This is a genomic window from Flavobacterium sp. Arc2 (genome assembly GCF_041431385.1).
GTDB lineage: Bacteria > Bacteroidota > Bacteroidia > Flavobacteriales > Flavobacteriaceae > Flavobacterium.
In genome coordinates this window covers 189895-209576 of record NZ_JASMRH010000002.1, presented here as the reverse complement: position 1 = coordinate 209576, position 19682 = coordinate 189895, and the positions used below count along the sequence as shown (strand labels likewise).

Annotated in this window: 21 protein-coding genes; 10 read left to right on the top strand and 11 right to left on the bottom strand. The window is 33.5% G+C overall.

Annotation, left to right across the window (positions count from 1 at the left end):
- The first annotated feature begins 132 nt into the window (after positions 1–132).
- From QO182_RS02300 to QO182_RS02275, 6 genes are read left to right on the top strand one after another with little or no spacing between them, the layout of a single operon-like run.
- Positions 133–783, top strand: a complete 651-nt coding sequence (locus tag QO182_RS02300) for a hypothetical protein (RefSeq protein WP_371559707.1) — start codon at positions 133–135, stop codon at positions 781–783.
- Between the two features lie 39 nt (positions 784–822).
- On the top strand, positions 823–2160 hold the full coding sequence (locus tag QO182_RS02295; protein WP_371559705.1) for a histidine kinase: 1338 nt from the start codon (positions 823–825) through the stop codon (positions 2158–2160).
- 2 nt (positions 2161–2162) lie between these two features.
- On the top strand, positions 2163–2474 hold the full coding sequence (locus QO182_RS02290; protein WP_371559703.1) for a 2TM domain-containing protein: 312 nt from the start codon (positions 2163–2165) through the stop codon (positions 2472–2474).
- A 36-nt stretch (positions 2475–2510) separates the two neighbouring features.
- Positions 2511–2843 (top strand): 2TM domain-containing protein, encoded by a 333-nt coding sequence (locus tag QO182_RS02285; protein ID WP_371559701.1) that lies wholly within the window; start codon positions 2511–2513, stop codon positions 2841–2843.
- A 35-nt stretch (positions 2844–2878) separates the two neighbouring features.
- Positions 2879–4369 (top strand): ArnT family glycosyltransferase, encoded by a 1491-nt coding sequence (locus QO182_RS02280; RefSeq protein ID WP_371559699.1) that lies wholly within the window; start codon positions 2879–2881, stop codon positions 4367–4369.
- Between the two features lie 52 nt (positions 4370–4421).
- Positions 4422–5177 carry a LytR/AlgR family response regulator transcription factor gene (locus tag QO182_RS02275; protein ID WP_371538765.1) on the top strand — a complete coding sequence of 252 codons (756 nt, stop codon included), beginning with the start codon at positions 4422–4424 and terminating at the stop codon, positions 5175–5177.
- 109 nt (positions 5178–5286) lie between these two features.
- Here the strand turns inward: QO182_RS02275 and QO182_RS02270 are convergent, their stop codons facing one another.
- The 7 genes from QO182_RS02270 to QO182_RS02240 all read right to left on the bottom strand — a co-directional run bounded on the left by QO182_RS02270 (position 5287) and on the right by QO182_RS02240 (position 11200).
- The gene (locus tag QO182_RS02270) at positions 5287–5469 is read right to left on the bottom strand and encodes a CsbD family protein (protein ID WP_371538763.1); all 183 of its coding nucleotides are present in this window, start codon (positions 5467–5469) and stop codon (positions 5287–5289) included.
- Positions 5470–5689: 220 nt separating this feature from the next.
- Positions 5690–6463, bottom strand: a complete 774-nt coding sequence (locus QO182_RS02265; protein ID WP_371538761.1) for a CDP-alcohol phosphatidyltransferase family protein — start codon at positions 6461–6463, stop codon at positions 5690–5692.
- A gap of 61 nt (positions 6464–6524) precedes the next feature.
- Positions 6525–7547: a COX15/CtaA family protein gene (locus QO182_RS02260; protein WP_371559698.1), complete on the bottom strand. Its 1023-nt coding sequence runs from the start codon at positions 7545–7547 to the stop codon at positions 6525–6527.
- Between the two features lie 49 nt (positions 7548–7596).
- Positions 7597–9018, bottom strand: a complete 1422-nt coding sequence (locus tag QO182_RS02255) for a CCA tRNA nucleotidyltransferase (RefSeq protein ID WP_371559696.1) — start codon at positions 9016–9018, stop codon at positions 7597–7599.
- Positions 9018–9467, bottom strand: a complete 450-nt coding sequence (locus tag QO182_RS02250) for a GxxExxY protein (protein ID WP_371559694.1) — start codon at positions 9465–9467, stop codon at positions 9018–9020. Before QO182_RS02250 ends, QO182_RS02255 begins: the two co-directional genes overlap by 1 nt.
- A 64-nt stretch (positions 9468–9531) precedes the next feature.
- Positions 9532–10101 (bottom strand): L-threonylcarbamoyladenylate synthase, encoded by a 570-nt coding sequence (locus tag QO182_RS02245; RefSeq protein ID WP_371559692.1) that lies wholly within the window; start codon positions 10099–10101, stop codon positions 9532–9534.
- A complete protein-coding gene (locus tag QO182_RS02240; protein ID WP_371559690.1) occupies positions 10088–11200 on the bottom strand; it encodes a glycosyltransferase family 4 protein in 1113 nt (370 codons plus the stop codon). Before QO182_RS02240 ends, QO182_RS02245 begins: the two co-directional genes overlap by 14 nt.
- 218 nt (positions 11201–11418) lie before the next feature.
- On the opposite strand from QO182_RS02240, the gene QO182_RS02235 reads away from it, so the two are divergent.
- The gene (locus tag QO182_RS02235) at positions 11419–12189 is read left to right on the top strand and encodes a lipopolysaccharide kinase InaA family protein (protein WP_371559688.1); all 771 of its coding nucleotides are present in this window, start codon (positions 11419–11421) and stop codon (positions 12187–12189) included.
- On the opposite strand, the gene QO182_RS02230 is transcribed toward QO182_RS02235, so the two are convergent.
- From QO182_RS02230 to QO182_RS02220, 3 genes are all read right to left on the bottom strand, one after another.
- On the bottom strand, positions 12186–12980 hold the full coding sequence (locus QO182_RS02230) for a glycosyltransferase family 2 protein (RefSeq protein ID WP_371538744.1): 795 nt from the start codon (positions 12978–12980) through the stop codon (positions 12186–12188). The genes QO182_RS02235 and QO182_RS02230 overlap by 4 nt on opposite strands.
- Positions 12970–14043, bottom strand: coding sequence for a glycosyltransferase family 9 protein (locus QO182_RS02225; protein WP_371559686.1), 1074 nt, complete (start codon positions 14041–14043; stop codon positions 12970–12972). The genes QO182_RS02230 and QO182_RS02225 overlap by 11 nt, the downstream gene beginning before the upstream one ends.
- A gap of 65 nt (positions 14044–14108) precedes the next feature.
- A complete protein-coding gene (locus tag QO182_RS02220) occupies positions 14109–14924 on the bottom strand; it encodes a 2,3,4,5-tetrahydropyridine-2,6-dicarboxylate N-succinyltransferase (protein WP_371538740.1) in 816 nt (271 codons plus the stop codon).
- Positions 14925–15034: 110 nt separating this feature from the next.
- On the opposite strand from QO182_RS02220, the gene QO182_RS02215 reads away from it, so the two are divergent.
- The 3 genes from QO182_RS02215 to QO182_RS02205 all read left to right on the top strand — a co-directional run bounded on the left by QO182_RS02215 (position 15035) and on the right by QO182_RS02205 (position 17331).
- Positions 15035–15274: a hypothetical protein gene (locus QO182_RS02215; protein ID WP_371538738.1), complete on the top strand. Its 240-nt coding sequence runs from the start codon at positions 15035–15037 to the stop codon at positions 15272–15274.
- A gap of 22 nt (positions 15275–15296) precedes the next feature.
- A complete protein-coding gene (gene ruvX, locus QO182_RS02210; protein WP_371538735.1) occupies positions 15297–15713 on the top strand; it encodes a Holliday junction resolvase RuvX in 417 nt (138 codons plus the stop codon).
- Positions 15714–15834: 121 nt separating this feature from the next.
- Positions 15835–17331 carry a malate:quinone oxidoreductase gene (locus QO182_RS02205; RefSeq protein WP_371538733.1) on the top strand — a complete coding sequence of 499 codons (1497 nt, stop codon included), beginning with the start codon at positions 15835–15837 and terminating at the stop codon, positions 17329–17331.
- Between the two features lie 24 nt (positions 17332–17355).
- Here QO182_RS02205 and QO182_RS02200 read toward each other — a convergent pair whose 3' ends face one another.
- Complete coding sequence (locus QO182_RS02200; protein ID WP_371538730.1) at positions 17356–19584, bottom strand: FUSC family membrane protein; 2229 nt, start codon at positions 19582–19584, stop codon at positions 17356–17358.
- Between the last annotated feature and the right edge of the window lie 98 nt (positions 19585–19682).

The following is a 19682-nucleotide window of genomic DNA, read 5'->3' as shown; positions in this document are numbered from 1 at the left end:
CAGTTCATCCTTCAAATTCAACAGTTCAGTAATTATAAATTTTTCCAGCAGTATTTCTGTGATACTTTTGAAGTATAAATTAACAATTCGTTTCAATCATCAAAAATCAATCAACCTTAAAAACTAGAAATTATGACCAAGTTAATTACCGCATTCGCACTATTCGTTATTACGTTATTGTCGGCTCAAGGCCAAGCACCAACTACTGAAACAAAAGTAAGCAAGTTTGAACAAGGAATGGGAAAAGCCTTTGAACTTTGGGGAGAAGAAAAAGACTCTGAAGCTTCTGATGGATTTGAAAGAATTGCTGCAGTAGAAACAACAAATTGGCTTCCTAATTACTATGTAGCTTTGGTTAATACAACCACCGCTTTTAGAACAAAAGATAAAGAAAAAATAAATTCACTACTTTCGAAAGCACAAAACGCTTTGGATGTCGAAATGAGAAAAGATCAAAATAATGCCGAATTATACGTAATCCAAGCTATGATAAATACGGCCTGGATCGTTTTTGACCCCATGACTAATGGACAAAAGTTATCTGGACCTACCATCGAAATTTACAATAAAGCGTTGGCCATTGATCCAAATAATCCTAGAGTGGTTTTCTCTAAAGCGGAGTTTGAAATTGGTGGAGCCAAATTTTGGGGACAGGACGCAAAGCCGATGTGTGCTCAAATTGACAAAGCCATCGAACTTTTTGCTACTTTTAAACCCGAAACAGCTTTCTCTCCAAAATGGGGATTGGATAGAGCATTAATAGCGCAGAAAAATTGTAAATAAGTCGAGAGGCACTATTGAACTTTTTAATGATAAACTTAAATGAATAAATTAATACGAGAATTTCCAAGAGCTTTAGTTATATCGATCTTAATATTCATTGTTTTAACAATAATACCTGTTGTAAATGGAGGTGAAGTAACTTTCGATAATCATTTAAAGGTTAATTTCTTGTATACCCTGCTTTATGGGATGGCGTTATATTATGTGAATGCTATACTTTTTATGTATTTAGATTCTATTTTTAAAAACAATAGATATGCTGTTAAAAGATTGGTTATTGGGTTTTTAAGTTCGTTTGTTGTTTCCTTATTTGTAATATTCTTATTAAGGATTTTTGAAGATGTAATAATTGAAGAAAATACTTTAAGTGCATTTTTGAAAGAGGAGAAACCTTCTAATTATATTGTTGCATCAATAGTGTCATTTGTTGTTCTTTTAGGAATCCATGCACTTTATTTTTACAAAGCCTATAATGAGAACAAAGTAAAAGAGCAAAAAATTATTGCTGGAACCGCATCGGCTAAATTTGAGAGTTTAAAGAATCAAATAGACCCACATTTTCTCTTTAATAGTTTGAATGTTTTGAGTTCTTTGATCGAAGAAAATCCTGAAAATGCACAACGATTCACTACTTCATTGTCTAAGATTTATCGCTACGTATTAGAACAAAAAGACAAAGAATTGGTTTCAGTCGAAGAAGAATTGACTTTCGCCAAAACCTATATGAATTTACTTAAAATGCGTTTTGAGAATAGTTTGTTTTATGAGTTGCCCACATCAATCATTGACCCAGAAGCAAAAGTGGTTCCGCTTTCCTTACAGTTGTTACTCGAAAACACAGTAAAGCACAATGTGGTAAGTGAAAAAAGGCCATTGCATATTCGGATTTTTGTTGAAAACGGCTATTTAGTTGTAGAAAATGATTATCAAAAGAAAGAAGTACTGCAAGATCGCAAAGGAGTAGGCTTACAAAATATAATCAATCGATACGGAATTATAACCGACAGGAAAGTATTGATTGGTCAAAACGAAAAAATATTTACGGTCAAAATACCAATTTTGACCAAACAAATATCAGTTATGGAAACAACCACAGATTATAATGAAAGCAACGCTTATTATAGAGCAAAAAAGAGAGTGGATGAGTTGAAAGGATTTTATGGAAACCTTATTTCTTATTGTTTTGTGATTCCGTTTTTGATTTTTATCAATCTACGATTTTCGCCACAATTTCAATGGTTCTGGTTCTCTGCTGCAGGTTGGGGTTTTGGATTGGCGATGCATGCATTCAAAGTTTTTGGATACAGCTCGAACTGGGAAGAAAGAAAAATTCGGGAGATTTTACAAAAAGAAGATAACAAACAAACATGGAAATAGTCATGGAAAATAAATATCAAAACGAAGACCGCTATTTTAAAGCTAAAAAGCGAGTGGAAGAAATTAAGGGGTTTTATGGTAATTTGATCGCCTATGTAGTGGTCAATTTGGGACTTTTAGCAATTAATTTGCTAACCTCTCCTAATCATTTATGGTTCTATTGGCCCATGATAGGTTGGGGAGTGGGAGTGTTTTTTCACGGAATGAAAGTCTTTAACTATATGCCGTTTTTAGGAAAAGACTGGGAAGCGCAAAAAATTAAAGAGTTTATGGACAAAGAAAAAGAGAAAGATCAAAAAGGGAACTGGCAATAATTTTATTCAAACGAAATGGGACGATATAGAAAGAGAATGTTCAAAAATCATAGTGCAGACATGGATAGCCCTGATGCACGTTATGAAATAGCGTATAAAAGAGTAAAAAGGATTAAAGGGTTCTATGTTCATTTATTGGTTTATGTCTTGGTAAATGCCTTTATATTGATTTCTATTTTTAACAGAAGTATGATTGGTGATGAAGTTTTTTGGCAATGGCAAACCTGGAATACCGTTTTCTTCTGGGGAATTGGCTTAGTGGCACATGGATTATCTGTTTTTGGAAGAAATGTGTTTTTTGGATCTAATTGGGAAGAAAATAAAATTCAAGAATTTATGGATAAGGGCAAGAATAATAAATGGGAGTAATCGCAAAGGCAATGAAGTCAACCTTAAATCACTAAATGAAAAAATATCTACCTCTTATTGCAGCCTTGTTTTTTGTTAAATTGCTGATTCACCTAATCGGAAATCGAAATTATGGTTTTCATAGGGATGAACTGCTACATTTGTCTACAAGCGAGCACTTGGACTGGGGATATTTTGAGTTTCCTCCTTTTATTGCATTGGTGGGTAAAGTGGCTCATTTTATTTTTGGTTACTCTTTATCGGGTATTCGGTTTTTCGCAACATTGGCGGGTGTTTTGATTCTTATTTTGTGTTGTTTAATCGCAAAAGAACTTGGCGGAAAAAAGAAAGCTATTATGTTAGCTGGGCTTACCGTTTTGTCCTTTGTTCCTTTTTATCGAAATCATATGTTGTTTCAACCAGTGGTCTTCGATCAGTTGTTTTGGACATTGGGTTTTTACTTCTTAATTAAATATTTTAATTCTAAAAATGTAAAATTTCTTATTTATTTAGGGATAACCGCTGGTTGCGGACTAATGAATAAATATACTTTCTTAATCTGGCTATTGGGAATAGTTGTTGGGTTAATCTTTTATGACAATGGAGTCTTGTTCAAGAATAAAATATTTTATGCAGCGGGACTAATCACTCTTTTAATCTTTTTACCCAATATTATCTGGCAATGGCAGCATGACGTCCCAGCGCTATTGCATTTACAAAAATTAAAGGAAAGTCAGTTAGACAAAAAAGGACCTTTTGATTTTGCAGTACAACAATTGAAACATCCGTTTACATTGACGATAAGTCTGATCGGACTGTTCGCTTATTTTTTTGATTCAAATTTAAAAAAGTATAAGGCAATAGGCATCGCTGCAGTGGTGATATTTTGCATCATGTGGACAACACAGTCAAAAGGCTATTATTTCTTCGCAATATACCCTGTGTTATTTGCTGCTGGCGCAGTGAAAATTGAAAAATTACTGCAACGTAAACCAAAATGGAATTATGCCGTTGCCGCCCTTCTAATTTTGCCTGTAATTCCTTTTATACCTGGCGCTATTCCTATTCTTCCCATTTCAACTTATGTATCTTATTTAGATCTAAAACCGGAAAAAAATGGGCGTGTGGTAATTACGTATGATTTTGCTGATATGTTTGGTTGGGCGGAGCAAGTACAATTAGTGGATAGCCTTTATCAATCATTACCTTTAAACCAAAGAGAAAAATGCATGATATGGGCAGAGAACTATGGAGAAGCAGGTGCAATTGAAATACTAGGAAAGAAATACAACTTGCCTAATCCAGTATCCAGTCATGGCAGTTTTTGGACGTGGGGAACTGGAAATACAAAGGGTGAAATTTGCATCAGTATAGGAAATGAAGAGGAAGCCGTTGCACGTGTTTTTTCTGATTTCAAATTAGTAAAAATGATAAAACACAAATATGCTATTGATGAGGAAAATAATATCCCAGTGTATCTTTGTTCGAATCCAAAAATAGATATTAAGCAAAATTGGAAATCACTAGAAAAGCATGTTTTTGATTAATCCTTTAATGAAAATTAAAATTCAGCCTACCTAATAATTTAAATTTAAAAGTATGATTACAATCATAATTGAAGACGAAAAACCAGCTGCAAGACTGTTGCAAAGAAAGCTCGAAAAACTAAATGTTGAGGTAGAAGTGATGCTTCATTCTGTTGAAGAATCCATCGCTTGGTTTTCTAAAAATGAGCATCCGGATTTAATTTTTTTAGACATACAATTATCGGATGGATTGTCATTTGAAATTTTTGAAAAAGTCGAAATTAAGAGTGCTATAATTTTTACAACAGCATACGATGAATTTGCTTTACGAGCGTTCAAATTAAACAGTATTGACTATCTTTTAAAACCAATTGACGAGGAGGATTTAGAGCAGGCAATTTCTAAATTTAAACAGCGACTGCCCAAAAAAGAAAAGTTACAATTGGATTTTGATGAGATAAAAAAAATGTTAGGAAATCCTTTTGAGAAAGAATACAAAAAAAGGTTCACGGTAAAAATAGGTCAGTATTTGAAAGTTATTTCGATTGAAGAAATCGAATGTTTTTTCAGCGAAAATAAAGGGACTTATATTCACACATTCGACAATAGAAATTACCTTGTTGAATCAACTTTAGAAGTTTTAGAACAGGAATTAGATACAAAGGAATTTTATAGAATAAGTCGAAAATTCATAATTTCTATGAAAGCAATTAAAGAAATTGTACTTTATAGTAACTCTCGATTGAAAGTGATTTTACCTTCTTATGGAGAAGATGAGGTTATAGTAAGTAGAGAAAAAGTAGCCGATTTTAAGGTATGGATTGGGTAGTAAAAAAGCACAAAAAAACGGTTTCGAAAGTCACTGTATTTTGTTTGAATAGACACGCAAAATAAAGCTGTTTTTTGAAGCCGTTTTTTAATACTAAGCAATCTTTTAATTACTCAAATAATGATTTAATCTCTTTTTTAGTTTTACCTAATTTTTGTTGTAGTTTTCCCCACATTTCATCTTCTTGTCCTTCTTCAAATAACAAATCGTCATCAGTAAGGTCGGCAAATTTTTGTTTTAATTTACCTTTCATTTCATTCCAGTTTCCTTTAATTTCTTCTGAGTTCGGCATAATTGTATACTTTAATAGTTAATAAAATATCTATTACAAAGTTCAAAAAAAGGAAAAGAAAAAGTGTTATATAATTCGTTGAAATTATTATGGAATTACTTTAATTGTGGATTTTTGAAAGGCCGTTTGTTTAGTTGAATAAAAAAGGTAGGTAATGTGTCTTAATGTGCTGGTAAATAGTTTAATTACAATTCGATATAGATTTTGCCTATGGTGGCTTTTAGATCTTAAAAAAGGATTTTCTTACACCAATCATGACAAATATAAGGAAAGAATATCCAATAAAAAAAGGGACAATATATTCGATATAATCCATTGCTAAAAGTAGCGATATTATCAGTAATTGAAACCCTAGTCCATACAATGAGACGATAGTCATGAACCAGTTTGGAAATGTTTTTACCTTGTACGCTTTGCTGTCGAAAGTGTGAATAATCTTGTCAAAGACTCCATAAACGACTGTGTATATTTTAAACAAAATATCGACTGATTTTTGAGTTTCACCGGCCAATGCCCTAGGTGATTTGTATTCGAAAATCTTGCTCGTTTTATCTCCTCCTACTGATTTGTTTCTCAAAATTACATAGTAATAATTGTATAAAGTTCCTTGCAATTGAATACAAAAAAAGGCGACCAAAGTCAGCAGGAAAGAGGTCTCTGAAACGTAGCAAATAGCGCTTAGAAAAAGGAAGTTTAAGACGATGTCAAACACACTGTCGAGGTATCTTCCGGTATAAGAAGGGGTGTTTTTTAACCGAGCGAGTTCGCCATCAGCAGCATCGATACCTGATTTTAAAATGATGAAAAAACCAGCGAGGTAATAGTGGTTTTCCAAAATACAGTAAATCGCAAGTAGTCCAGACATGCCAAAAAGAAGGGTGACATGAATAGGCGTAAATCGAGTATTTTTCAACTGATTTGCGAGCATTTTTCCAAAAGGTCTTCCGTAATCTGATAGGTCAAGGAAGCTATCTTGGGCAGCAAGTTTAGACATTTTTTATAGGAACAAAGATAAATGTGACAATATAGTCAGAGGTAAATATAGCGATAAGTTGTTATTTTGACAACCTATGTAAAGTAAATGTCATAGCTGATAAAAGAAAAAAAGCATTGATTTGATGAGTTAGTCCTAACCATAATGGTACACCATATAACAAGGTAAAAACCCCTAATGCAAACTGTGCAAAAACAAGAATTACAAGTAGATTTATACCTCGGGATTGTCCACGGTCTAAAGTGAGTTTTCTACTTTTAAAGTAAAGAAAAACTATAAAACCAACGACCAAATAAGCTAGGGTTCGGTGGATAAATTGCACGCCACTTTTGCCTTCTGTAAAGCTTAATAGTAAGTTTTTTTGTTCTAGAAAAACACTGTCATGGATGAATTGTCCATCATTCATCATTGGCCAATGGTTGTGAATTAATCCCGCATTTAATCCCGCAACAAAACCGCCATAAATAATTTGAATGAGCAAAAAAACTAAAGCGTATCTCGCGATTGTTTTTAAAGGTTGTACGCTGTTTTTTCGATTAGGATAGATTAAATCTAAGGCTACCCAAAAAGTATAAGCAAAAGTAATAAACGCAAAAGTAAGGTGTAGGGACAGTCTGAAATGACTCACGTCTGGATCATTGATTAAACCACTTCGAACCATAAACCATCCTAAAAATCCCTGGAAAGCACCCATTCCTAGAAGGACGATAGATTTTTTTATTGTTGCTTTGTCTAGTTTCTTTTGGATTAAAAAATAAACAAAAGGAACTATAAATACTAATCCGATTATGCGGCCAATAAAACGGTGAAACCACTCCCAGAAATAAATAAACTTATAATCCGAGAGTTGGAAGTCGTTATGAATATTGATTTTTTGATATTCAGGGAACTTCTTGTATTCTTCAAATGCTTCTTGCCACTTAGCTTCTGATAATGGGGGAAAAGTATCTGTAACTAAATGCCAGTCGGTCATTGATAAGCCGGAATTGGTTAATCTTGTAATTCCTCCTACGGTGACCATTAAAAATAATAAGACACAACCGGATAATAACCAAATAATAACAGATCTATTCTCTTTTTTCATTTTGAAACTAATTTTGGCAAAGATATTTTAAATTACAGAAAATCTTAACTCAACAATCGTTAATCTTTAGCCCAATTTTTTTGGCTCTTTTTAGCATGAAGTCATAAGCAGATTGGTATTCATTAGCGATTTCTCCTTCTAATATGGCCTCTTTTATGGCTTCTTTAAGCATTCCTATCTCTTTTGAAGGCTTCAGGTCGAAAATCTTCATAATCTCTTCTCCTGTTATTGGAGGTTGAAAATTACGTACCTGATCGCGCTCTTCTACTTCTACAATTTTCTTTCGAACGATTTCAAAATTATTGTGGTATTTCTTGAATTTGCTTGGGTTCTTAGTAGTAATATCAGCCTCACACAAGGTCATTAAGTTCTCTACATCTTCTCCTGCATCAAATACCAAACGACGGACAGCAGAATCTGTAACCGTTTCCTGTGATAAAACAATAGGACGCGAGCTCATCATTACCATTTTTTGAACAAATTTCATTTTTTGGTTCAACGGCATGTGCAAACGTTCAAATATTTTTTTGACCATTTTTCCGCCTAGAAACTCATGTCCATGAAAAGTCCATCCTTGTTTCTTGTTGAAACGCTTAGTTGGCGCTTTTCCTATATCGTGCAATAAAGCGGCCCATCGAAGCCATACATCATCAGTGTTTGGACATATATTGTCTACGACCTCAAGTGTGTGATAAAAATTGTTTTTATGAGTTTGACCTTCTATTTCTTCTACTTGGTTCAAAGCAGTTAGTTCTGGTAAGATAATGTCTAAGAGTCCCGTTTTATATAACAGTAAAAACCCCTCAGAGGGTTTGTTAGTCGATAGGATTTTATTCAACTCGTCAACGATGCGTTCTCCTGAAATAATTTTAATTCTTTCTACGTTTTTTGCAATGGATTGGAATGATTTTGCTTCTATTTCAAAACCCAATTGATTTGAAAAACGGATCGCTCGCAACATTCTTAGAGGATCGTCAGAATAAGTGATATCTGGGTCAAGAGGTGTTTTTAAGATCTTACTTTTCATGTCCTTCAGACCATCAAATGGATCAAGAAGTTCTCCAAAACTACTTGAATTCAATGAAATTGCCAGTGCATTGATTGTGAAGTCACGACGGTCTTGATCGTCTTTTAATGTCCCGTTTTCTACAACTGGATTGCGACTTTCAAAATGATAGGACTCTTTTCGGGCTCCTACAAACTCAATTTCGGTATCTTCAAAACGCAACATGGCTGTGCCGTAGGTTTTGAATACCTGAACTTTTGGTTTGTTTGGGAGTAATTGAGATACTTTTAAGGCTAATTCGATTCCGCTACCTACGGCAACAATATCGATGTCTTTTTTAAAATCTCTTTTTAATATCAAATCTCGCACAAATCCGCCAATGACATAACTATCAACGTTAAGTTCTTGGGAAGCTTGTGAAATGACTTCGAAAATTCTATTATTTAAGGCTTTTGTGTAATTCATTATTTTTTATTCGCCACGAATTTGTTTTTTGCCGCGGATTCGCTGATTTTTAAAAATGATTTTAGTTGATTTTTAGACAGTACTATTCTTTTGTGTTCTAACGAGGGTTTATTGAAATTAGCTAAAATGGCTAATTCATTTCCAGATACTTTTAGATAATTAAGACACTGTGAAATATGACTATTACTAAAAGACTCGCAAGATTTTATTTCAAGAATTATATTGTCAAAAACTATAAAATCTGCGTAAAATTTATGTTTCAAAATAGTGTCTTTGTAACTTACTGCATATTCTTTTTCTCTTTCAAATGGAATTTGAGCACTATTAAACTCAAATTCTAAAGCATCTTTATATACTATTTCAGAGAATCCTTTTCCTAGGTTTTTATGTACTTCAAATAAAATTCCAATTATCTGATATGTTTCTTGTTCAAATAAATACTGAGACATAAATTTTTAAATCTTTGTTTATACCTTTCTTGAAAAAAATCTGTGAATCTGCGGTGTTATAAAACTATTTTCTAATCACTTTTACCTGAGCATCACTCGACAATTTTATAATTGTAGATGGTTTTCCGGCAATTTTATCGCGATGCAAATTTACAACATAGTCCACACCTTTGATAATCTCTGGACTGATTTCTTTAAAACTTTTTGGAGTAGGTTGCCCTGAAATATTTGCTGATGTGGAAACCAATGGCTTTTTCATCTTCTCCAATAATTTGAAACAGAAAGGTTCTTTTACGATTCTGATTCCTAAAGTTTTATCTGGAGCGATTAAATTAGGAGCAACGTTTCTCGGGCTGTCCAAGATGATTGTGGTAGGATTTTCAGATAAATCCATGATTTGCCAGGCGACTTCAGGAATATCTTTAAAGACGTTGTACATCATTCTTTCCCCATTCATCAAAACAATCATGCTTTGGGTTTCTACTCTTTTTTTGAGCTTGAAGATTTTAGCAACCGCCTCTGGGTTTGTAGCATCACAGCCAATTCCCCAAACAGTGTCTGTAGGGTAGAGGATTATTCCGCCTTCTTTTATGACTTCGAATGCTTTATGTATTTCTTCGTTAAGATTTTCCATCGATAATTTTTTTATATTGTTCTAATGTTTTTTCAGCCATAATAGTGGTAGTATATAGACTTAGCTGTTTTTCGTGTGAGATTGAAGTGAAACTAGGAATCAGTTCTGGGCTGTCAAACAAATGAATTATCTTTTCAGCTAAAACTTTTGGATCGTGTTTCGGGGCTAATAATCCATTAACACCATCTTCGATAATTTCCGGAATTCCACCTACGCTTGTGCTTATGACAGGTTTTTTATGGTAAAAACTTTCAAAGATTACCTGAGGTATTCCTTCGCTTTGAGAAGTAACCAATAAAGCGTCAAATTGCGGAATGAAATTAGATGCATTTGGGGTATAACCTAAAAAAACAATGTCCTTTTCTAAATTGTATTGCTTAACAGATTCTAATAATTCTGGCGTTCTTTCTGTGAAATTTCCAATTTGGACAAAAACAATATCTGTTCTTTTTTCTTCGTTGATTATTATGTTGACCGTTTCAATTAGCGTTTCAAAATTTTTAGCTCGAATGTGATTGCCTATGATTCCGATAATTTTTTTAGCAGGATCTATAGCAAATTTTTCACGTAGTAAAAAAGGAGTCTCTGCACTTTTATTTTTTAAATTCGTTCCGTGATAAATAGTGATAAGCTTATTTTTATCATAAATGGACTCTTCGGTAACCCTTTTCGTTTCATTAGAAACGCAAAAATATTTTTTGATTTTTGAATAGTTGTACTTATAAAGGGTTAGCTTTTTCTTTTTTATTGGAAAAGAGGTCTTTTTACTAAAGACAAAAGGAGGTAAGCTATAAAGTTTGTCAGCAATAATGCATAAAGCAATAGCTGAGGGATCATGAATGTGAATTACATCAACTTTATTTTCTTTACAGATTGCAATGATTTTTTTAGAAAATCGGATGTCTAAATTATAGGCTAAAGGAGTTGTCTCATACGTAATGTCAGTTTTCATCAGACGACTATGAAAAAGGCCGTTTTCAACGCATAAAACAATATTTTTGACCTCTGGATGAGTAGCTTTTAATTCGAAACAAAGGTTTTCAATATGATTTTCGCCGCCACCCCAATTTTTTACAGCTGACACATGTAATATAGTCATTGTTATTTTTTTGCCGAAATTACAATAATAATTTGAAGTCTAAAATGGTATGTGTAGTTTTGTTGCTTCATAGTGGTTTGAGAATTTGAAATTTGCTTGTAACTCTAGAGGTTTTCTAAAATGGCACAGATTTATTTGGATTTTGCTGTTTTTGAACCCATTTCTAAGCTATGTTGGCTTTTTTAAAAGCATAAAATAAAGTACTTAAAAAAATAAAAATGACGATAAAACTGATGTTTTCGAATGCGGTTCAAAACTCTAAGGAAATCCTTCGCTTTATTAAAGAATTTAATTCGGATCTAGGAACTGTTTTTGGAAATGGAGATAGAAACGTAATTAAACTGTTTGACTTAGATGGGAAGACAATCAATATCAAATCCTTCAAGATTCCGAATATCGTTAATAAAATAGCCTATAAGTATTTTAGAAAATCTAAGGCTAAGCGTTCGTTTGAATATGCTACTATTTTGTTGAAAAATGGGATAGGTACGCCACAACCATTGGCTTACTTTGAGAATTTTAATAGCATAGGCTTAAGAGATAGTTATTATGTTAGCGAACATTTAGAAGCTAATCTTACTTTTAGAGAATTAGTAGAAATTCCAGATTATCCAGATAATGAGAACATTTTAAGACAGTTTACAAAATTCACTTTCGATTTACATGAAAAAGGGATAGAATTCTTAGATCATTCTCCAGGAAATACATTGATTAAGAATGAAGAGAATAATACCTATAGTTTTTACCTAGTGGATTTAAACCGTATGAATTTTCATGAATCAATGGATTTTGATATGCGAATGAAAAACTTCAGTAGGCTTACGCCAAAGAAGGAAATGATTGCCGTAATGAGTAACGAGTATGCTAAATATTACCCGGAAAGTGAAAGTGAAGTGTTTGAAAAAATGTGGCAATTTACCATTCAGTTTCAGGATGAATTTGCGAGAAAACGCAGGTTGAAAAAGAAATTGAAGTTTTGGAAATCTTAGTTGTTTACTCGGATTTTTTTCAATTCCTGAAAACGAATATAAACACTATAGGCATTTAAATAACAAATAACAATCCCTTTTTGACCGTCTAATATACCCATTCTAATGATGTATTGATATAAAAATTGATATATCGGTCTGAGGTAAAAATGGAAAAAAGTCGGTTTTGTTCCTTTGTTAAATTCTTCTATTGCTTTTAACTTTCCGTAAGCATCCATTTTTTGTTTGTAATCATTGTAACTGCGATACGAGTAATGAATCAGTTTGTTTTTCAGTTTGCCAGTTTTTCCGCTAACTGTTAATTTTTCATGAACAATCTTTTCTAAATCATATAGGGCTTTTTCTTTATTGAAAATTCTCATAATTCTATCAGTTTGCCATCCGCTAAAGCGAAGCTTAGTGTTTTTAAACATGAAGGTGCGGTAGCAGTAATAGGCTGAGAAGGAATCTGTGTCATGAATAGTTCTAATGATCTCCTCTTTTAGTTCAGCGGTAATTCGTTCATCGGCATCCAAAAAAAGAATCCAGGAATGACTAGCTAGGCTAATGGCATAATTTCTTTGGGTGGGATAATTTTCAAATGTATGTTGTATCACTCTTACATTCTTATGGGCAGTCGCGATCGATACCGTTTTATCTGTACTATAAGAATCCACGACAATTATCTCATCGGCAAAATCCAAATTGCTTAATACATTTTTTATATTATGCTCCTCATTATGGGTAATAATTAAGGCACTCAAAAATACTTTATTGGATGATATTCTGTCTCTATTTCTATTAATTGACATCGGATAGATTCTTTAGTAGAAAAGACTTTAGTTTATCTTTAAATAATTGGGGTTTAAATTCTTTATATAAGGAGAGAGCGTCCTGTTTAAGTTCCTTCTCTGTTTTTTTTGATAACAGCTCCGGTTTGTAATCATTTAAATGTACTGACACGTGTTGAATTCCATCTTCTAATGTGGCCCAGATTTTCTTTTCAATCCATGGAGAAAAGATAATAAAAGAGGGTTTTCCTAGTGCTTTTGCCATGTTTATGGCTCCGCCATCGTTGCCAATAATGAGATCACATTGATTCAATACGCCAATAAATGCTCTCAAATCACCGCCCAATAAATCAAAATATATTTTTTCTTGGGTCGATGGTTTACAATTGTCAAAAACAATTTTAGCATCGTTGATTTGCTTTGGAAAATAATTGAAAAGTATATTCACATCAGCATTGTCAGCAATAGTGTCAACAACAGATGTCATGTAGTTTAATGGATAGGTCTTTAAGTTTTCACTACCCAAAAGGCTAATCATAACCGTTTTTCTATCTTTTTTAAGCCGATGTTGTTTAAAAAGGGCAATAGCGTGTTGATTTTCTTCGGGAGTAACAAATAGTTTTGGTAGAGGATCAATCTTTACTGATAAATGAAGTGGTTCTAGAAGCGATAATCTTCTTTCAATCGCTAAACCCAGATTAGTTTTTGGGAATTCCTCAAACGGCACATTGTCAGTATATAGAAAAGTGCGTCCTTTTTTCTTGTAAGATATTTTTCTTTTGGCACCGCTTAATAATACCATTAACCAGCTCTCTAATTTTGAATAGGCGTCAACTACTAAATCGTACTTATTAGCTCTAAGTTCGAGAGCTAAATTTAGGAATTCTTTTTTGCTTTTTCGATGCTTTTCTTCAAAACGAATAATCGTATCAATATTTGGGTTGCCTTCTAAAACAGGAGTTGTTGATTCATACACCAAATAATCAATTTGAGCATCAGGGTAGGCGAGTCTAAGGTTGTTGCATATGATGCTACTTACCAATACGTCCCCAATCATTTTTTGCTGTATAACTAGTATTTTCATAAGATAAAAAAACCTCCCTTTTTGAGGGAGGAATATACAATATAATATTTTATTACAAAATAAATTTAAACCGCTACGTCATATTCGCGTAAAGCGTTATTTAAAGATGTTTTTAAATCAGTAGATGGCTTGCGAGTACCAATGATTAATGCGCAAGGAACTTGAAATTCACCAGCTGCAAACTTTTTAGTATAGCTTCCTGGAATTACTACTGAACGAGCAGGAACAAAACCTTTCATCTCCACTGGTTCATCACCAGTTACGTCAATAATTTTTGTAGATGCAGTCAAACAAACGTTAGCACCAAGAACAGCTTCTTTCCCAACATGAACTCCTTCAACAACAATACAACGAGAACCTATAAAGGCACCGTCTTCAATAATTACCGGCGCAGCTTGTAAAGGTTCAAGAACCCCACCAATTCCTACTCCGCCACTTAAATGTACATTTTTACCTATTTGAGCACAACTTCCTACTGTTGCCCAGGTATCTACCATAGTTCCTTCGTCTACATAAGCACCTATGTTGATATAACTAGGCATCATAATTACGCCACTTGAAATATAAGCTCCATAACGAGCAGATGCTCCTGGAACTACACGAATTCCTTTGGCAGCATAGTCTTTTTTCAATTCCATTTTGTCATGGTATTCAAAAATTCCCGCTTCCCATGTTTCCATTTTTTGAATAGGGAAATACATAACTACTGCTTTTTTAACCCATTCGTTTACTTGCCATGCATCTCCTTTTGGTTCAGCAACACGTAATTTACCAGAGTCTAATAATTCTATAACCTCTCTGATGGCTTTTGTTGTTGTTTCTTCTTGTAACAAAGCTCTGTTTTCCCAGGCTTGTTCTATAATTGTTTGTAATGAAGTCATGTGTGATAATTTTTAGGCAAATATAAGTTTTTAATGCAAAAACAAAAAGTCAATTTGCTTTGAAAATGTTACAAAACTCGATTCAGATTTGTTATTAAAGAATAAGGATAATGATCGTTTTGTTTTTTATCGATTATTGTAAATTTGAGGATGCAGAAAAAATTAATGCAGTATGGAGTTTTAAGGAACTTATGGGGTATCTCGAAACGTGGCCTGCAACTCAACACTATATTAAAAAGAATAATCGCAATCCGTTAGAATTAATTCAAGAGGAGTTGAAAGGTTCGTGGCAAAAAAGCGATAAAAAAGCAACATTTCCGTTGTTGCTGAGAATCGGAAAATTAAAATAGTTATCTTTGAAAAAAAATAAAAATGCCTAGAGTACTTGCTATAGATTACGGACAAAAACGCACCGGTATTGCGGTGACAGATGAAATGCAAATCATTGCGTCTGGATTAACAACTATTCCAAGTCCAACAGCCATTGCCTTTTTAAAGGATTATTTTTCTAAGGAGAAGGTAGAAGCAGTTCTCATTGGTGAGCCAAAACAAATGAATGGCCAGCCTTCAGAAAGTGCTTCGATAATTAAAGGTTTTGTTACTCATTTTACTAATCATTTTCCAGATATGAAGGTAATTCGGGTAGATGAGCGTTTTACCTCAAAAATGGCTTTTCAGTCCATGATAGATAGTGGCTTGAAAAAAAAACAACGTCAGAATAAAGCGTTGATTGATGAAATTTCTGCCACAATAATGCTCCAAGATTACTTGAACCGAAAAATGTTTTAAATAGTCATACTTAAAGGAGTATAAAGGTCTAAAACGTTTTCGTAGTTTGTAACTTTTCTCTATTAATTTATAGTTTTTTTTGCAATTATAAAAAGTATCTTTGTGCTTTAAATTTTTTGCTATGCCAGACACAACAATTCGCTCAAATACTGATGTAGTTCTTATAGGTGCTGGAATCATGAGTGCCACACTTGGATTAATTCTGAAAGAACTACAACCAGATATCAAAATAGAGATTTTCGAAAGATTAGACATTGCAGCTGCCGAGAGTTCTGACGCATGGAATAATGCGGGAACGGGGCATTCTGCTTTTTGTGAACTGAATTATACTCCTGAAAAAGAGGATGGAACTATTGACCCAAAAAAAGCAATTAGTATTGCTGAATCTTTTGAGGTGTCGCGACAATTCTGGTCTTATTTAGTAGAAGAAAATAAAGTTCCTTCTCCTGAAAATTTCATAAAAAGTATCCCACATCTAAGTTTTGTTTGGGGTGATAAAAATGTTGAATACCTAAAGAAAAGATTTGAAGCTTTACAAAAAAACCAACTGTTTAAGGATATGGTTTTTAGTACTGATTTATCTCAATTGAAAGAATGGATGCCTCTAGTAATGGAAGGTAGAGACGAGTCAGAAAAAGTGGCTGCCACCAAAATGGCTATAGGTACTGATGTGAATTTTGGAGAATTAACCAGAAGTATTTTTAGCTATTTAGCTACTCTTGACGGAGTAACTATTCATTATCATCATGAAGTTCAAAAATTGAAACAACGTGACGATAAGTCTTGGAGAATAAAAATAACTGATTTGGCTACAGGCCAAAAAAGAAAAGTATATACTAAATTTGTATTTATAGGTGCCGGTGGTGGATCATTACCGCTGTTAGAAAAAGCAGATGTTCCTGAAGGGGGCGGTTTTGGTGGTTTTCCAGTAAGTGGACAATGGCTTAAATGTATAAATCCTGAGGTTATTGCAAAACATGCCGCAAAAGTATATGGTAAAGCTAGTGTAGGTGCGCCACCTATGTCTGTACCGCATATAGATTCAAGAATGATTAATGGAGAAAAACAATTGTTATTTGGCCCATTTGCCGGATTCTCAACTCGTTTTTTGAAAAACGGTTCCTATTCTGATTTGCCATTATCGATAACTACAGATAATATTTTTCCAATGATATCTGCAGGAATTAAAAACATACCGCTGACAAAATATTTGATTCAGCAAGTGCGTCAATCTACTGAAGATAGGATAGATGCTTTACGGGAATACGTTCCTAGCGCAAAGGCTGAGGACTGGGTGATTGAAAGAGCGGGACAGCGCGTACAGGTTATTAAAAAAGATAAAAAAGAAGGTGGGATACTTGAATTTGGTACTGAGGTAATAACTACTTCTGACGGATCATTATCCGTTTTGCTTGGCGCTTCGCCAGGTGCTTCTACCGCAGTTTCTATTATGATTGACTTAGTAGGAAGATGTTTTAAGGAAGAGTTAGCTTCTGCTGAATGGCAAACAAAACTTAAAAAAATGATTCCTTCCTATGGTCAGGCATTAAATGATAATCCGGCGCTATCAGATGAAATAAGAAAAAATACAGCTGCAGTTTTAAAACTAAAAAATTAAATAATAAAAATGAACTTCAATATTTTATTGAAGTTCATTTTCTGTTTTTATTAATACCCGGGTAGTTCTAACTATATTTTCAGATAAATTAGTTAACCAGATTAATTGCTCGATTACCAATTGTGCTTCCTGCATTTTTAATTGAAATGCCTCTTCATCAATAGTATTTCCTTTTTTTAATTCTTTGGCTCGAATTTTATTTAATTCAATAAATCGTTTACTTAAATCCTCATTAACTGTAATTGTTTTAGATTCTATGCTATCCTCTTTTAAGATAGTTATAGCGTCTTTTAGGTTTCTAATAACTTTGTCCACGACAACATTAAAAGCTTCTGATGCCTCAGATGTTTTATGAGATTGGATATAGGTTCCCAAGGAGGCAGCAGACGATAATAATGTGTGATTAAGTACGGTTAGTTTATAGACTTGTGCTAATTTGCTTTGTTTCGATTTAGGCTCCTGAAGCATTCTTTGAAAAGAGGCCATCAGATTTCCAACTTCAATAAAAGCATGTTTTCGAGCTAGACGATAGGAGGTAGGAACTTCACCTTTTTTATTGTAAAACAGGGATATTTGCTTTAAATAATTTCTGTTTGCTTCAATTGATTTTTCCAGATACACTGGTATTTTTACGAACTCCCAGGAAGGCCATAAAAAGTAATTGGCTAGAAAAGATAAAGTAGCTCCAACCAATGTGTCTATTACGCGATATTGAATTACATTTTCGATATTTGGGGTTAAGATCGCATAAATGAAAATCACATAAATGGTTATGAATGTTGCTCCAACTTTATAGTTGGTTGGTGTAAATGAAAAACCAAAAAGCATCGCTATGATTGCTAATGTACCAATGACTGTCGAGTCATGAACTAAGAAAAGTATCGCGAAAGCAATAAAACCACCTACAATTGTTCCAAAGATCCTATGAAACGTTCGTTCTTTTGTTAAGCCATACCCTTGTCTCATTATAACGACAATAGTTAACACAATCCAATAAGCGTTTTGAAAGGGGAGTATTTTTCCAATAAGAAAACCAATCAAAATAGTAATTGTCAGCCGAAGGGAATGTCTAAAAACAGTGGAAGAGAAACTAAAGTTCTCAATCAATGTACTAATTGGGTAGTACTGAGGTGTTATAAATTTTTCTAAATCCTTATCTTTTCCTTTTAAGTCTTGTGATTTTACAACCGTTGTAAAAGCGCGCTCCAGTGTTTTGTTTATCTCCACTTGTTTCTCTGCATAATGCAACATGTTTGTTAGCATTAAAACTCCTTCGGAAGCCTTCTCTTTTCCTAAATTATTTTCGTAATTTGTAATTGCTATTTCTAAATCTTGTAAATCAGTAAGAAGGTTGTGTTTTGAAACGTATTTCTCCCCGTTTTCAATGCTTTCAGATACTTTTTTTAGGCTTTGGGCAAGGTTGTAAGCAAGATTTTGGTAGGTTGCTAAAACCCTTGGATGGGCGTCAAATTTTTGATGTAGCTTATTGTGGTCGAATGAAGTAGCGATAGCCAGCTCCATAATTTCAACTAAAGAAATAAATACCAGCAGCATTTTTCGATTTTGATTAGAGGAACCAGAATTTGTTCTATTCCTGATAAGAGCTTCTCTTATGTTTTCATGAATAGCGTTTAGCTGTACCTGCAACTGCAATTGTTTTTTAGTGATTGCCTTTCGATCTGAATTTAACTCCCATAAATCTCCTCTTAATTTTAAATATTTGGAGGTTAAATTGATGCATTCGGCAATTTGTAATTCAGCGTAGCGATGTGGTCTTATTTGGAAAAAGACTAAAGAAATAAGTAGGTAGAATAAACCACCTAAAAGTAGTAGTCCAGAATATTGAAATCTTTCCCATCCTGTTTGTAGGTGAGCAAAAGCCAATGATATTGTTAGTAAAGCTGAAAACGAAACCATCGTTGCTCTTTGTCCATAGACTGAAATCATTGATAGAAAAAACAATAATATAGTAAAGAACGGATAAAACAGCCAGGAGTAGGGATAGATAAGGTTTATCGATAAGTTGACTCCAGATACGATTAGAATAGTAACAAGAATTCCGTTAATTTTATGTTTCAGATTACTGGGAATATCGCTAGGATACACGAGAATAGCACCTAAGGCTATAGTAAAACCAATTTGGAAATTACCTAAGTAAGAAAATAGTAAAACGGGAATAGCTGCTGCTATAGTTATTTTTAAAGCATTTGTAAAATAAGTACTGTCTATATTCTTTTTAACTTTAGGAATCATATAATAAGTATTGCATACAAATATAGGAATTGTACGATTTATCCATAGCGGAAAAGGCTTTGATTTAAGTTTAAAGTAGAAATAAATGCTAAATATCC